This is a genomic window from Spirosoma arboris (genome assembly GCF_009754945.1).
Taxonomy (GTDB): Bacteria; Bacteroidota; Bacteroidia; order Cytophagales; family Spirosomataceae; genus Spirosoma; species Spirosoma arboris.
The window spans coordinates 270,971-286,072 of record NZ_WPIN01000004.1 but is presented as its reverse complement, the minus strand read 5'-3'; the positions used below and the strand labels follow the sequence as shown (position 1 = coordinate 286,072).

14 protein-coding genes and 1 riboswitch are annotated in these 15,102 nt (G+C 48.4%); of the genes, 5 read left to right on the top strand and 9 right to left on the bottom strand.

Going from position 1 to position 15,102, the window contains the following annotated elements:
• Positions 1 to 3: 3 nt before the first annotated feature.
• From GO755_RS12285 to metE, 6 genes are all read right to left on the bottom strand, one after another.
• The gene (locus GO755_RS12285) at positions 4 to 1,269 is read right to left on the bottom strand and encodes a GTP-binding protein (protein ID WP_157585107.1); all 1,266 of its coding nucleotides are present in this window, start codon (positions 1,267 to 1,269) and stop codon (positions 4 to 6) included.
• 83 nt (positions 1,270 to 1,352) lie between these two features.
• A complete protein-coding gene (locus tag GO755_RS12280; protein ID WP_157585105.1) occupies positions 1,353 to 1,670 on the bottom strand; it encodes a hypothetical protein in 318 nt (105 codons plus the stop codon).
• A gap of 122 nt (positions 1,671 to 1,792) precedes the next feature.
• Complete coding sequence (locus GO755_RS12275; RefSeq protein WP_317165853.1) at positions 1,793 to 2,194, bottom strand: acyl-CoA thioesterase; 402 nt, start codon at positions 2,192 to 2,194, stop codon at positions 1,793 to 1,795.
• Entirely contained in the window at positions 2,184 to 2,432 is a 249-nt protein-coding gene (locus tag GO755_RS12270; protein ID WP_157585103.1) for a cysteine-rich CWC family protein, read from the bottom strand. The genes GO755_RS12275 and GO755_RS12270 overlap by 11 nt, the downstream gene beginning before the upstream one ends.
• Entirely contained in the window at positions 2,410 to 2,937 is a 528-nt protein-coding gene (locus GO755_RS12265) for a PAS domain-containing protein (RefSeq protein WP_157585101.1), read from the bottom strand. Before GO755_RS12265 ends, GO755_RS12270 begins: the two co-directional genes overlap by 23 nt.
• Positions 2,938 to 2,991: 54 nt before the next feature.
• A complete protein-coding gene (gene metE, locus GO755_RS12260) occupies positions 2,992 to 5,334 on the bottom strand; it encodes a 5-methyltetrahydropteroyltriglutamate--homocysteine S-methyltransferase (RefSeq protein WP_157585099.1) in 2,343 nt (780 codons plus the stop codon).
• A 161-nt stretch (positions 5,335 to 5,495) separates the two neighbouring features.
• Positions 5,496 to 5,714: riboswitch (cobalamin riboswitch) on the bottom strand.
• Positions 5,715 to 5,777: 63 nt separating this feature from the next.
• Here metE and GO755_RS12255 point away from each other — a divergent pair.
• The 3 genes from GO755_RS12255 to GO755_RS12245 all read left to right on the top strand — a co-directional run bounded on the left by GO755_RS12255 (position 5,778) and on the right by GO755_RS12245 (position 9,497).
• A complete protein-coding gene (locus tag GO755_RS12255) occupies positions 5,778 to 6,140 on the top strand; it encodes a DUF6660 family protein (protein WP_157585097.1) in 363 nt (120 codons plus the stop codon).
• Between the two features lie 70 nt (positions 6,141 to 6,210).
• Complete coding sequence (locus GO755_RS12250; protein WP_157585095.1) at positions 6,211 to 8,454, top strand: TonB-dependent receptor; 2,244 nt, start codon at positions 6,211 to 6,213, stop codon at positions 8,452 to 8,454.
• Between the two features lie 113 nt (positions 8,455 to 8,567).
• Positions 8,568 to 9,497 (top strand): cation diffusion facilitator family transporter, encoded by a 930-nt coding sequence (locus GO755_RS12245; protein WP_157585093.1) that lies wholly within the window; start codon positions 8,568 to 8,570, stop codon positions 9,495 to 9,497.
• A gap of 80 nt (positions 9,498 to 9,577) precedes the next feature.
• On the opposite strand, the gene GO755_RS12240 is transcribed toward GO755_RS12245, so the two are convergent.
• Together GO755_RS12240 and GO755_RS12235 are read right to left on the bottom strand one after the other, a co-directional pair.
• Positions 9,578 to 10,939, bottom strand: coding sequence for a sensor histidine kinase (locus GO755_RS12240; protein WP_157585091.1), 1,362 nt, complete (start codon positions 10,937 to 10,939; stop codon positions 9,578 to 9,580).
• A gap of 1 nt (position 10,940) precedes the next feature.
• Complete coding sequence (locus GO755_RS12235) at positions 10,941 to 11,918, bottom strand: acyl-ACP desaturase (RefSeq protein ID WP_198174820.1); 978 nt, start codon at positions 11,916 to 11,918, stop codon at positions 10,941 to 10,943.
• Positions 11,919 to 12,078: 160 nt separating this feature from the next.
• On the opposite strand from GO755_RS12235, the gene GO755_RS12230 reads away from it, so the two are divergent.
• The gene (locus tag GO755_RS12230; protein ID WP_157585089.1) at positions 12,079 to 12,822 is read left to right on the top strand and encodes a lysophospholipid acyltransferase family protein; all 744 of its coding nucleotides are present in this window, start codon (positions 12,079 to 12,081) and stop codon (positions 12,820 to 12,822) included.
• Between the two features lie 237 nt (positions 12,823 to 13,059).
• Positions 13,060 to 13,506, top strand: a complete 447-nt coding sequence (locus GO755_RS12225; protein ID WP_157585087.1) for a hypothetical protein — start codon at positions 13,060 to 13,062, stop codon at positions 13,504 to 13,506.
• 25 nt (positions 13,507 to 13,531) lie between these two features.
• On the opposite strand, the gene GO755_RS12220 is transcribed toward GO755_RS12225, so the two are convergent.
• Positions 13,532 to 14,920 carry a sigma-54-dependent transcriptional regulator gene (locus GO755_RS12220; protein WP_157585085.1) on the bottom strand — a complete coding sequence of 463 codons (1,389 nt, stop codon included), beginning with the start codon at positions 14,918 to 14,920 and terminating at the stop codon, positions 13,532 to 13,534.
• Positions 14,921 to 15,102: the final 182 nt, after the last annotated feature.

The following is a 15,102-nucleotide window of genomic DNA, read 5'->3' as shown; positions in this document are numbered from 1 at the left end:
CATTTACTCCCATACCGGAAATGGGTCTTTAAAAACGCCACCAGTTTCCATGTGCGTCAATTCCAGTTCGGTGCACAGGCAATCCTGTAACTCTTTTGTGATTTGTTCCGGATTCAAGTCCTGCCCGATGATGACTAATTCGTTTTGCCGGTCGCCGAACCGTTTGTGCCAGCGCGACTCGATAGACGTCTGATTTTCCAGAAATGAGCCATAACGAGTGCGCTGATTGAATGGCATTGAGGCCCACCACACACCCGCCGATTCGGCGCGCAAACTTCCCCCAGCCTGACTGAAATTCAACGCATCGTTTGGCCGGGAAGCTAACCAGAACAAGCCCTTGCTGCGAAGAATACCCGCCGGAAAGTTCTCACTCAAATACTGCCAGAAACGTACTGGGTGAAACGGGCGACGGTCGCGAAACACAAACGATGAAATTCCGTATTCTTCCGTTTCAGGCGTATGCCCCTTGCCATTTTTGTGATTTTGCAATTCCTGAATCCAACCCGCCGACTGAGAGGCTTCCTCAAAATCAAATCGGCCTGTATTCAGAATTTCGGCAGGATCAACGTTGCTGAATTTGCTTTCAACCAACTTCGCCTTTGGGTTCAGTTTTTGGAGAATAGCCTTAAGCTCTCCAACCTGATACGTATCGAGCAAGTCGGTCTTGTTCAGGATGATGACGTTCGCAAACTCAATCTGATCGGTGAGCAGATTCACGATGGTGCGGGTGTCGCTGGCATCTTCGTTCAAGTCGCGATCATGTACCGTATCGACACTCCCAAAATCGCGGGAAAAGTTAAAGGCATCGACTACTGTCACGAGCGTATCCAAACGAGCAAATCGTGACAGATCAACGCTGTTTTCTCCGTCCAGATCATCAGACTGAAACGAGAATGTCTGTGCTACGGGCAACGGCTCCGAAATACCTGACGACTCAATGAGCAAATAATCGAACCGGTTTTCCCGCGCCAGTTTCTCGACCTCAATCATCAGGTCTTCGCGAAGGGTGCAGCAAATACAGCCGTTCGATAATTCCACTAATTTCTCCTCTGTGCGCGAGAGCGATCCCTCCTGCCGAACCAGTTCAGCGTCGACGTTTACCTCACTCATATCATTGACAATAACCGCGACTTTCAAGCCCTGCCGGTTATGAAGCACATGATTAAGTAGCGTGGTTTTGCCAGCACCCAGAAACCCGCTCAACACCGTAACGGGCAAGCGTTTTTCGACCAATAGATGACTTGTTGATGCTTTAGTTCGATTTGCCATGGGGCAAAAGTAAGGTCAAATTTTCTTTTTGCAACAATGTTGCAAAAAGAAAATTTGACCTTAAAAAATACCGTTTACTACGTTTAACCCTGGTCGACCTCGAGAATAAGCTTTTGAAGTGAAATCTGTTGATCAGGAGATAGTGATTCCAACGCTCCAGTCAGCGATTGTTTTACCTGTTGCCATTGATGCGATTTTAACAAAATCAACTCCGTCGAAAACTCAACGATTTCCTGATTTGTGTTTGCTGGATTATCCGTACGGGCAATTGATAAGTGGGGTATTAGCTGGTTGATTAATTGCTGCGACAATTCACTCCGAATGTACTGATCTAGTGTATAAGCCGGAATTCGGCCTTCGGTATCTGCTTTTTTAAGCGTAGTTGTCAGTTTGTAATTCATGATTTCCGGTAGCCGGAGTATGATTTTTTCCTGACAGGATTAACAGGATTTACAAGATTTTGACGGGTGAAAACCAATCCTGTAAATCTTGTAAATCCTGTCAGAAAAATTAAATCGTTCTGTTAAACAATGCGAATTGGTTTTTTATCTTCATCAAGCGCCACGAACGTAAATGATCCGTGAATGGCTTTTTGTCGCTCCATCGAATACATTTCCTCGACATAAATCTCGACGGCAATCCGAATGCTGGTGTTCCCAACGTGTTCGACCCGGCCTACCAGTTCGATAATGGTACCTGCCGGAATAGACTTGGTAAAATTGATTTTATCGGATGAAACGGTAACCATACGCTTCCGCGAGAACCGGGTAGCAGCAATAAACGCCACCTCGTCCATTAGTTGCAGGGCAGTGCCCCCAAAAAGCGTATCGTAATGATTGGTTGTACTGGGAAAAACAGCTTTGAAGATTCTGGTTTCGGCCGCTGCGATTCGGGCCTCTATTTCTGGCGTTTCGTTAATGCCCACGTAGTAAATCGGTTAGTATTTTCTGGTGAGTCAGGCGATTGTATTCCGTCCGAACGGCCAATAAACAGTCAGCACACAAACACCCCTGGTAGGCCGATCGAACATACTGTAGCTGATCATAAGTCAGTTGAACTGCCTGACATTGACACAAATTGATGCTCCCGACACGGCACTCGAATACACGGTGGCAACGGGGACAGGCAGTGTGCTCGTGCTTACCGGACAATTGATTTTCCATTGGATCCGACCTCCTGTTCAAAGGCAATAAAATTGACTACTTGTTTTTGCCGGTTTACAATTGGCCGAATGATGAGCTGGCACACATAAGGTGTCTGGTCTTTTCGGTAATTCATCAACCGCCCACGTACTGATTTCTGCCGGTCAATACCCTGTTTGATGTGCTGACGAATTCGCTGGGATGTGCCTTCACCCTGTAAAAAACCTGGTCGGCGCCCCAAGACTTCCTGGCTGGAATAACCCGTCATTTCTTCAAACGGCAGATTCACATATTGGATAATCTGATCGATATCCGTGATCACAATTGCCCATTTGTCACTTAATAATTCATGGCGAATTGACGCGGGCAATTTCCAGTCCTGCGCTTTTGCCAACGACATCCACCCTGATTCTTCAGTTGTTAGGGGTACCCTTTGCATGAATTCCCAGCCCGCTAATAATGGAGCATGCAGAAATTCCCGATGATGTTCAGCAAGGTATTTGTCGTAAGGTCCGCAGAAATCCATAGTGCAAAGTTAGGTCTTCTGCCAACCAATTGACAGAAGACCTTTTATTTATGATTATGCAGATTCAATAACTAATTCGCGGGCTGTTTGGGCGGCCTGAACCATATTTTTTAATGCTTCGGTCGTTTCTGCCCAACGACGCGTCTTTAATCCGCAGTCTGGATTTACCCATACATTACGAGCAGGCAACACATTTGTCGCTTTCTGGAGCAAATCGACCATCTCGTCTACCGTCGGTACACGTGGACTATGGATGTCATAAACGCCTGGTCCAATTTCGTAAGGGTAGTTAAAATTGACAAACGCATCCAGCAATTCCATTTGTGACCGCGACGTTTCGATCGTGATGACATCCGCATCCATATTAGCAATGGCCTCAATCATGTCATTGAACTCCGAATAACACATGTGTGTGTGAATCTGCGTGTCATTCTGCACGCCAGAAGCCGAAATTCGGAACGCGCGTACGGCCCAATCCAGATAAGTTTTCCAATTTTCTTTCCGCAATGGAAGCCCTTCCCGAATAGCAGGTTCATCGATCTGAATAACCCGAATCCCGGCCTCTTCCAGATCGACAACTTCGTCGTGAATGGCCAGCGCAATTTGCAGGCAAGTATCCCGGCGCGGCTGATCGTCGCGAACAAACGACCATTGCAGAATGGTAACCGGTCCGGTCAGCATTCCTTTAACGGGTTTGTTAGTCAATGATTGAGCATATTGCGACCAACGAACTGTCATGGGTTCGGGACGGTAAACATCACCGTAAATAATTGGGGGTTTCACACAACGGGAACCGTAACTCTGCACCCAGCCATTTTCACTGAAGGCAAACCCGTCGAGCAGTTCACCGAAATATTCGACCATGTCGTTGCGCTCAAACTCGCCATGCACCAGCACGTCCAGCCCAACTTCTTCCTGCCAGCGAATAGCTCGTTCGGTTTCTGCCCGAATGAAGTCTTCGTATTGTCCGAGCGTGATTTCTCCTTTCTTAAACTTCGCACGGTTGGCGCGCACGGTTTCCGTTTGCGGAAACGAACCAATCGTTGTAGTTGGGAATAACGGCAATTGCAGACGCTCGTGTTGCAGAGGTTGCCGTTCGGCAAATTCACCCTGACGTTGCGCATCTTTCTCGGTCAACTGACTTAGCCGTGCTTGCACGGCGGGGCGATTAATCAGAGTTGATTCTCGGCGGGCAACCAACGCAGCCCGATTAGCGGTTAAAACGGCCGTTGCCTGGGCATTTGTTGGTTCGCGGAATAACGTAACGAGTGTTGACACTTCGTCCAGTTTTTGCCGGGCAAATGCCATCCATTGCTTAATGTCGGGCGTTAATCCCTGCTCGTTGGTTTCCGAATTCAGATCGCAGGGAACGTGTACCAGAGAGCAAGAAGGCGCAATGAGAATCCGATTCTGACCAATTTTCTCAACGGCTCGTTGAATCGTTTTTTGTGACCTTTCCAGATCGTTTAGCCAGATGTTCCGCCCATCGACCACACCCAATGACAGACGAGTTTGCTTGTGGATAAAATCGGTTTGCAGAATATCATCCAGCTGATTTGGGCACCGAACCAAATCCAGGTGCAGCGCATCGACCGGCAGTTGAATCGCCAGATTCAAATTGGCCCCGTAGCACTCGAAATACGACGCCAGCAGCAATTTAAGTTTCGGAAATTGCACCCGCAGTTGATTGTAGGTTTTAGCAAAAGCCGCCCGTTGATCATTCGTCAGATCCAACGATAACATAGGTTCATCGAGTTGAATCCAGTCGGCTCCCTGCGCTTGCAGGCGGGTCAGAATCGCTTCGTAAACCGGCAATAGTCGATCCAGTAAGTCCAGTCGGTCGAAGCCCGTTTCTTTCTCTTTCCCAAGTAACAGATACGAAACTGGCCCCAGTAATACGGGCTTTGGCGCGGTACCCAGCGTTTGCTTCGCTTCCCCAAATTCGTCAAAAACCTTCTCAGAGAGCAATGTAAACGTCTGGTCGGCAGTAAACTCCGGAACGATGTAGTGGTAGTTCGTATCGAACCACTTGGTCATTTCCATCGCTTTCAGGTCCAATCCATCTTGCTGATACCCACGCGCCATAGCAAAGTAGAGCGTTAGCAGGTCAGTAGCTGGTTGAGCCTCGGTCGATTGAGCGAGTAACGGTCGAAACCGCTTCGGTATCGCACCAACGGTCAGGGACATGTCGAGTACCTGATCGTAGAACGAAAAGTCATTGCAGGGAACCAGCGTAATGCCAGCCTGCTGTTGGGTCAGCCAGTTATCCTGTCGAATGCGTCGACCGGCGTCCTGAAGCTGTTCACGAGTGATTTTGTTGGCCCAGAATTGCTCGGAGGCCCGTTTGAGTTCGCGGTGGCTACCGATTCGTGGATAGCCGAGATTGTGTGCGATCATGTTGTTAATAAATAAAATGGTTGATCGCGTTCGATGCCGAACTCCATACGCTTACCACGTTATCACCACTTTACCAACACGACATACCTAACCAGGCTTCGAGAAGAAGCAGGAAAAAAAATAGGATAGTCAATCTTGATGAAGCCCAATTTCGTGTGGGCGTAATCAGCAAAGCTAAGGCAAGTCTCCTGGCTTGTGACGGTATCTGCCGTCCTTCTCATCCTTCCCGCTTCGGCGAACCGATGGGTAAGACAATGGACATCGAGGGCAAACCCTTTTCTAAATGGTCACTGACAGTAGCAACGTCTGCTCGTGAATTTCACACGATTCCTTTTTCATTTCCTGAACCTCTCAGGAAAACCATTAGCTAATTTGACGGAAAACAAAGAACGTTAACACAAACTAACCTCATTGAACCGGCAAAAACAAGAGTTTATCCCTTTTTGACTACCTGTTGCATTACCCCGTCGGCTACCTTTGCAGGTATGAAAGTGGTTATGTGTCTTTTCTCGTTATGGATTCTGCTGCTAACGGGCTTGCCCTGTCCGGATGCAGAGTGCCATGCGCAATCAGATCATACAACCAGCACATCAACTTCTCATTCGGCAGACGACGACGAACACAAAGCCCCTTGCAGTCCGTTCTGCCATTGTACAACCTGCCTTGGTTTTTTTACTCCCCGACCGCTTAGCTATACGCTTCCCGCACTGCTAAACGCACTGGCTCCTACTAGCCAACTATTTATCTATCAATCTCCTAATCAGTCAGATGTAGCGATGTCCATCTGGCAGCCGCCTAAATTGTAATCGTTTTTCATGGATTTTCTTCCGACTGGTCATCCATCAGTCGATATGTTCCATTGTATCTCCATACAGGATGAAAAACGTTATTTTATTTTTATTCTTTTCCCACACCGTTTGGGGTGGGACGGCATTCCGGGGGACGACTTCCCAGAATCTTCCTTTCCTCCAGGATACTTTACGCGTTTCTGTTCGTCATGCGCTTACCAAACAATCCATTCCTGGTGCTACCATTCTCCTGGTTGGCACATCAATTGGTGCAGCGACCGATACCGCCGGTTTCACGCAGATGCACCTACCGCCAGTTGGCCCCTATCGACTACGTATTTCGGCAGTCGGTTTTGAGTCAGCTCATCATACACTGATAACGCCGGGTAACGATACACTTCAAATTTTGCTCGAACCATCGGAAGAGGCACTCGACGAAATTACCGTATCCTCTACACGAAGTGGACGAAGCGTTGCCGACGAACCGACACGCATCGAGGTAATCGACGCCGAAGAACTAGACGAAAAGGCGAATATGCAACCCGCCAACATCGCTGTTATTCTACGTGAAAGTCCGGGAATTCAGGTGCAGCAAACATCGGTTACTTCGGCGAATGCCACCTTTCGGATTCAGGGTTTAGATGGCCGTTATACGCAACTGTTGCAGGATGGACTTCCGTTGTACAGTGGCTTTTCGAGTGGCCTGAGTCTGATGCAGGTGCCACCCCTAAATTTGAAACAGGTTGAGTTGGTGAAAGGCTGCCAGTCAACCTTGTACGGCAGTGGCGCTATCGCCGGACTCGTCAATCTGGTTACGAAAGAACCAACCCGAGAGCGGGATTTGTCATTTCTGATTAATGGCACCTCGGCCCTCGGCCTTGACCTCAATGCGTATTATGCTCAGCGCAACGAAAAGGTGGGCTTAACGTTCTATGCCACGCGTAACCTGCAGCGCGTTTATGACGTCAATAATGATCAGTTTTCGGACCTTCCGCAAACAGCTCGTACGACGATTCAACCGAAATTTTTCTGGTATCCTAGTCCAACTACAACGGTTTCGGCGGGGGTAATTTGGGTTAATGAGCACCGGACAGGTGGTTATGTGCCGACGATTCGAAGCGAAACGTCAACGGGCTATACCGAAGCCAACGACTCCCGACGGCTAGCTACTCAGTTTCGGCTGGAAAAGCGGTTTAGTAACGACGCGGTATTAACGATCAAGAATAGTTATAGCCGATTCAGACGGGCAATTATCTTACCTGATTACAGCTTTGATGGGCTACAGCAATCGTCTTTTTCGGAAGTGAGCTATTTTAAACACCAGAAAAAAGCAGACTGGATTGCGGGCTTAAATCTCTGGACGGACACCTTTTGGAAGGAAGACCCAGCCAATAGCTCAAGCTCATTTGTTATTTATCGGCAGAACATCGTGGGTATGTTCCTTCAGAACACCCTAACGCTCTCCGAGCAATTTAGTCTGGAGACCGGCCTTCGTGCCGACGCGGTAACAACGAGAGTGAGCCTTGCAACAGGCTCGTCCCGTCCGAAGTTGTTTCTACTGCCTCGCTTTTCATTACTATACCGGGCCGCCGATCATTGGACGAGCCGGCTGGGTGGAGGACTGGGCTATAAAGCGCCAACCATTTTCACCGAAGATGCCGAACGCCTGTCCTTTCGAAATGTTAATCTAGGATCAATCAACGGCGACCAAACCGAATCATCAATGGGGTTGAACTGGGATATTAATTACCGTACTGAGTTGGGGGATAAAACCACACTATCCATTAATCAGTTGTTCTTTTATACCCAATTGAACCGCTTAACCGTACTGACTCCCGAGGGAGCCAGATACACTTTCCGAACGGCCAACGGGCATCTATCTACGCGGGGTTTTGAGACCAATGTCCGCCTGGTTTATCACGACATTCATGGCTTTCTGGGCTACTCGTTTATTGATACACAACGGCAGTACGATAACCTGACAGGCATGATTCCGCTGACGGCAAAGCACCGGCTTTACTTTACCACGCTTTACGAAACGGATCGACTTAAAACCGGGTTTGAAGCTTTTTATTCGGGAACGCAGCAACGAACAAATGGCACTACTACGCCCGCTTACTGGACACTTGGCTATATGATTGAGCGGAAATGGTCGTTTGGTCAACACACAAAGGGGAGCATTTTTATTAACTTCGAAAACTTTCTCGATGTGCGGCAGTCGCGCTTCGAGCCGTTGGTGAGCGGCACGGTTACACAACCTATTTTCGTTACAGACATCTATGCTCCAACCGATGGTCGAATCATTAATGGGGGCATTAAACTTAAGCTTTGATTGAATTGGTCAGGTAATTGTCAGATTTAGTCAAGAGTTGTCAGGATTAGTTTTAAATCCATTCGCAACTCCTGACCAAATCTGACGAACCCTGACCATACCTGACTTTATACATGGCGCACGAACACGATCACCACGACCACGCTGGCCACAATCATGGCCCTACCGTTTTAACCTCCATTAACCGGGCGTTAATCATTGGGGCTATTCTGAACGCGGGCTATGTCGTCGTGGAATTTGTCCTGGGATTTTACTATAACTCACTGGCGCTTATTGCCGATGCAGGCCATAACCTCAGCGATGTAGCGAGTTTGCTCCTGTCATTGCTGGCGTTTAGGCTGGCGCGCATTCGGCAAACGCCGAGTTTTACGTACGGCTATCGGAAGAGTACAGTGCTGGCTTCACTTACCAACGCTGTTATTCTACTGATTACTATTGGTGCTATTTTTTGGGAAAGTCTCCAGCGATTCCGTCACCCAGAACCGGTGGCCGGTGGTGCCGTAGCCTGGGTTGCAGCGGTTGGCATTGTTGTCAATACGGTTTCGGCACTGCTTTTTTTTCGAAATAAAGAGCACGATCTGAACGCCAAGGGGGCTTACCTGCATTTAGCTGTCGATGCGCTGGTCTCATTAGGTGTGGTTATAGCTGGTGTTCTGATCAATTTCACGGGCTGGACCTGGCTCGATCCGGTAATCGGTATTCTTGTTGCGGTTATCATTATGGGCTCAACGTGGCGGCTACTGACAGATAGTCTGCGACTATCAATGGATGGCATACCGGTGGGCATTGACCTTGCCGCTGTCCTAGCCGACCTGCGAGCCGTAGCGGGTGTAAAAGACGTACACCACGTACACATCTGGGCTATGAGCACGACCGAAAATGCACTTACTGCTCACCTCGTCTTGCAACCGGGCCTCTCTGATCCACAGATCGTTGCCCTCAAGCACGACGCCCGCCATCGACTCGAACACCAAAAAATTAGCCACGCAACGCTCGAAACCGAAATAGTCGCCGAAGACGATTGCGAAACAGAGGTTTGTTAGATAAGTTTTCGACAGGATAAAAGATGTCGACTTATGTTTACCTCTACAAGCTCTGGTACTGAATATTGGAATTATACCCCTCAAAACGTCAGGTTAAACGTACTCCCTGCGCCGGGATGGGAATCGGCAGTGAGTTGGCCGTTGTGGAGTTGCATAATCTGGCGCGACAGGCTCAATCCAATGCCGGAGCCGGTTTTCTTGGTAGTGTAGAACGGAATAAAAATCTGCTCCAGGGCTTCTGGCTCAATCCCTGGGCCATTGTCTGACACACGAATCACTACGTGTGGCCCCACCGATTCGGCACTAATGCCAATAATAGGGACAGTGCCTTTCTCAACACTTTCTACCGCGTTTTTCACCAGATTCAACAGTACCATTTCAATCTGAGAGGCATCGGCACGAATGGCCAGATTGGGCGATCCAACTGTAAACGCAATCTGGCACTCTGGGGAATTGGCCTGAGCTAACTGTACAACCGTTCGTAGAAGTTGCTCGACAGGCACGTCGGCAAAAATGGGTTGAGGGATGGTGGTGAAATTCCGGTAGGCATCAACGAATTGCATGATACCTCCTCCTCGTTGCTCAATGGTGGTCAGAGCGTCGCGCAGGTCATTGATCGACTCACCAACAACAGAGGGTATCGCGTTTAATTCGCTGGTATTGGGTAAGGCAAAGGGTAACAAATCGGTTTCAACGATGTCGCGCATGGTACCCGCCAACGACACAATTGGGGTGATGGAGTTCATGATCTCATGTCGCAACACCTTCGTCAGGTTCTGCCAGGCATCGAGTTCGCGCTGCTGCAGCTCCGAGCGAATGTTTTGCAAGGATACAACCGTAACCAGCCGCCCCCGCAATCGTACCGCCGTACAACGTACCGACAATTCCCCATCGGCACCCGTCTGATAGGAAACGGGCGTGGGCGATGCCTTCGCCGAGAGAAGCAACTCACTTAATTCGGGATGGGTTGCGTTCAGATCGTTGAGTGTTCGGAGTCGGTAAATACCTAACAGCCGCAGTGCAGCCTGATTAACCAGCTCTACTTGTCCGGCAACATCGAACGTCAGCAAGCCAACGCTGACGTGCTGAACAATCGTGTTTACATAGTGCAGGTTGGCTTCTTTTTCGGCCCTCGCCTGTCTGAACGCATCCAGCACTTCGTTGAACTGGTCGTTGAGTTCATAGAAAGAAGGCCCTAGATTGTTATCGGCCCGAAACGAAACGGCAAAATCGGAGTAGCGCACCGATTCCAGAAACCGAGTCAATTTGCGGTTCAGGCTGGTCACATAACGGTACAGATTTACCGTTATCAGGATATGAAGAACGACCAATGGAAACAGCATCAGGCCATTAACTTCCTGTAACCAGAAGTACGTTATGGCACTGGTCAGGATAATAATGCCGAGAATACGCCAGCCTATGCCGATAACAAACTGGTTCATGCTATCCCGCAATCCAGCTAAATGGGTACTCCAGTGTAGGCACCTTAGTCCGCTCGGCAACCCGACGCAGACGAGCGGGCAATGCCATCAGGTAATCGCGGGCACGTTGACCAGCATCGTTGAGGTCTGTAATCGTGTCGATCTTCCAGTCAATCAGCAGCGATTCGGCAATGTCGATGTAATCGTAGGTAGTATACACGCCCAGACGCTGTGCTGCGTCGGAAAAATGGCTGAATGTCTGCCCGATTTTCACACCGGTTTCGCGCAGGAAGTGAGCGGGCATTACAATTTTCTTCCGCATCATATCCTCAAAAGCCAGCATCATTTCGGAAGGGTCGACTTCAAAAATCTGCCGTACGAAATCTTTATAGGCTTTGGCATGACGCATCTCGTCGGAAGCGATTACGCCACAAATTTTCGACAACTGATTGCAGCCAGCCTGTTTTGCCAGCGTGGCCGTCCGGCGGTGCGATACGTTGGTAGCCAACTCCTGAAACGAGGTATAAACGAAATTGCGGTAGGGATCTTTACCCGTTCCAATGTCAAAACCGTCCGCAATCAGATACTGAGTCGATACTTCCATCGCCCGCATATTGACCCGGCCCGATAAATACAGGAATTTGTTGAGCAGGTCTCCATGACGATTTTCTTCGGCCGTCCAGCTACGAATCCAGCGTGTCCAGCCTCCGGGTTCGCCCTGTTGAATGCCTTCCATATCCATCAACCACGATTCGTAGGTTGGGAGAGCTTCCTCGGTGATGGTGTCGCCAACAAGTACTGCTACATAATCGTATGAGAGCTCGCGTGTGCTTTCGCGCAGTAATTTTATATCGTCCAGAAACGAATCTTTTGTCGAATCGGGCAGCAAATCAGTCGGTTGCCAATTCGTCTCGATAGGCTTAAGAAATTCATCAACAGAAGCGTCGATTTTTTCGCCGACGAATCGCATAACATCCAAACGTGTGCCAGATAAAATCATATAACAAGTAACAACGAAACGGTTCAATTTACCTTAGTGACTACAAAGTTCGGCAAAAGAGTCGATGTTTTAGGTTCGCTTTCGTTTTTCTTCCCGACTATAAGCGACTCATGATTAATTTTGGGGTAAACTAATTGCTGCGCTGACACTTGTCGCCTGTATGAAAAAACTTCTTGATTACATTCTAAGCTGTGTTTACCTGATTTATTTCGGGTTAGTCCTTTGCATTTTCCATGTGGCTCAGGCCGTTGCCTTTAATTTATTTGGCCGACCCGCTCACAAAAAAACCGTTGACTGGATGAACGCCTGTATTGCTTATGGATGGTACCTGACAGGCAGTACGATTCACTTTAACCAACAAACCAGCCTCCCCACCGACCGGCCCATTATTTTTATAGCGAACCACCAGAGTATGTTCGACATTTCGCCGATTATCTGGTTTATGCGTCGACACACGCCCACTTTCGTATCTAAAGTTGAACTGGCACATGGCATACCGGGTGTATCGTACAACCTCCGTAAAAGCGGTGCTGCCCTCATCGACCGTAAAGATCCTAAACAGGCGATTGTCGAAATTGCCCGGTTGGGGAAACTCATTCAACAGCATAATCTATCAGCCGTCATTTTCCCCGAAGGCACTCGAACCCGATCAGCAACCGGCGAGATGCGTCCTTTCGTAACAGGCGGTGTGGCTACCTTACTAAAACGGGCTCCCAATTCACTTGTCGTGCCCATTGCTATTCGGGGAACAGGCCATTTCAATCCAAAAGGCTTGTTTCCGCTCACTTCCTTTTCTCGAATGTCATGGACAGTCCTATCTGGAATAGAACCTGCCGGGCGAACACCCGATGAGGTTGTGCAACAATCTCGGGAAGCGATTGGTAGTGAGTTAAGAAAGGGATAATTCTAGCTTAAACGCATCAATTTATTTGTAAATACTAAGAACATATTCGTTTATTTACAAAAAGTTTTGCCGAATGACTCCCGATAAACGCTTAGACCAAATCGAACCTGTATTAGCCGTTGTAGCTCAGAAAACCGACCGTTTGATCGAATCAAATGGACAGATTCTTGTCATAGCAACTCGTGCTGATGCTAATGCCCAAATTGCGGCCCGAGGAGTCGCTGATTTGACGATGAAATGCGTCAGCGATTTGATCAAGTCGATCGCCGTTTTACCCAAGTTGATGAACGATTTGATCAAGTCGACAATCGATTTGTGCGGGTTAACGAACGATTTGATCAAGTTGATAATCGATTTGTGCGGATTGACGTACGGTTTGATCAAGTCGATAATCGATTTGTGCGGATTGACGAACGGTTTGAGCAAGTTGACCACCGGTTTGTTCGAATCGATGAGCGTTTTGATCAGCAACAAATTCAAATTGACCAGCGGTTTGAGCAAGTCGATCAACGCTTTGATCAACAACAACTGCAGATGGATCAACGATTCGATCAACAGCAAAATCAAATCGATGATCTGCGGACTGAAATGAGAGAAGGTTTTTTACAGGTGAATCAAAAGTTTGAGAAAGTTGAACAAACTCAGCAGCAAATATTGACTCTGTTGCTAGATCGCCTTAAGTAATCATCAGCCTATAGCTGAATGCTGCTCACAATCCAAACTTCTCCAACCTTCTGTACAATGCCTGCCTCGATAGGCCCAACTCTCTGGCTACATCGGTAATACTGCCCCGATGCTTTTGCATGGCCTGTTGAATTAGCTGTCGCTCCATATCTTCCAGTTGCAACGTTTCATTCACCGGCGACACAGCTGTAGATCCATTTTTGAAGATAAAATTCGTTGGTTCCAGCAAGGTTCCCTGAGTCGCTCCCGGTACATCAGGCTTAGCCAAAATAACGGCCCGCTCTACGGCATGTTGCAACTCCCGAACATTACCTGGCCAGCGATATTGCTTCATTTCGGCCAATAAAGCCGGACTTAGTCCCGAAATTGAGCGATTATATTGTTTCGCGTATTTTTTCAGGAAATGCTCGGCTAGCGGCCCAATGTCGGACGGACGCTCACGGAGTGCCGGAAGATGTAGTTCAATCGTGTTGATTCTGTAAAGCAAATCTTGCCGGAACGCCCGTTCGGCTACTCGCTCGTTTAAATCGGCATTAGTAGCGCAAATGAGCCGCACATCAATTGGCCGGGCTTTGTTCGATCCGACACGCGTTACTTGTCGTTGTTGTAGAACGGTTAACAGGCGAGCCTGTTGAGCAGGACTCAGATTCCCAATTTCATCCAGAAAAATGGTACCGCCATTCGCTTCCTCAAACCGACCAGCGCGGTCGTCTCGGGCATCGGTAAAAGCTCCTTTTACGTGGCCGAAGACTTCGCTCTCAAATAAACTTTCGGTAAGAGCACCTACATCAACGCTCACAAAGGGTTTATCGCGCCGATGCGACTGGTCGTGGATGGCACGCGCAACTAAGTCTTTACCCGTACCATTTTCGCCTAAAATCAGTACGTTGGCATCTGTTGGAGCGACTTGTTCAACCGTATCCAGAATGGGCCGCATGGCAGAGCCAATGATACTCGTTTGCTTAACCGCTTTCTTAGCTGGCGACGACGGGCTGTCTGTTTTCCCCGTATCGTCTACCTGTTGACTCCCTCCTGCTTTACTAATTGCCCCACGAATAGTTTCCAGGAATTTATCGTTCTGCCAGGGTTTCAGGACAAAGTCAACGGCACCCGCTTTAATGGCCCGAACTGCCATTTCAACATCACCATAGGCAGTAAACAATATAACCCGAGCCTTTGGATCAATGTCCAAAATACGATCGAGCCAGGCAAATCCCTCACGTCCGCTACTCACGTCGCGCTGAAAATTCATGTCGAGCACAATCGCATCGTAGCGATTATTATTGAGCAGGAAGGGCAGTTTTTCAGGATTCTTTTCGATATCTACCGAAGCAACGTGACGCTTAAGCAGTAACCGAGCTGCCAGCAGTACGTCGGGATCATCGTCGACGAGTAAGAGTTTAGCATCTTGCATAGACTAAAGATAACGAGTTAGACGATTTGTTGCACGCGACTCCCGTTTCAACAACGAATTACGGTTTTCTTACGTACTTTGACCCATAAAATTGTCATGAATGGTCATCCATAAGGAGGAGTGGTCAAAAGAAGTAACAACCAATTTCTGACTATATAGAACCAGGCTCTGACACCCTATTT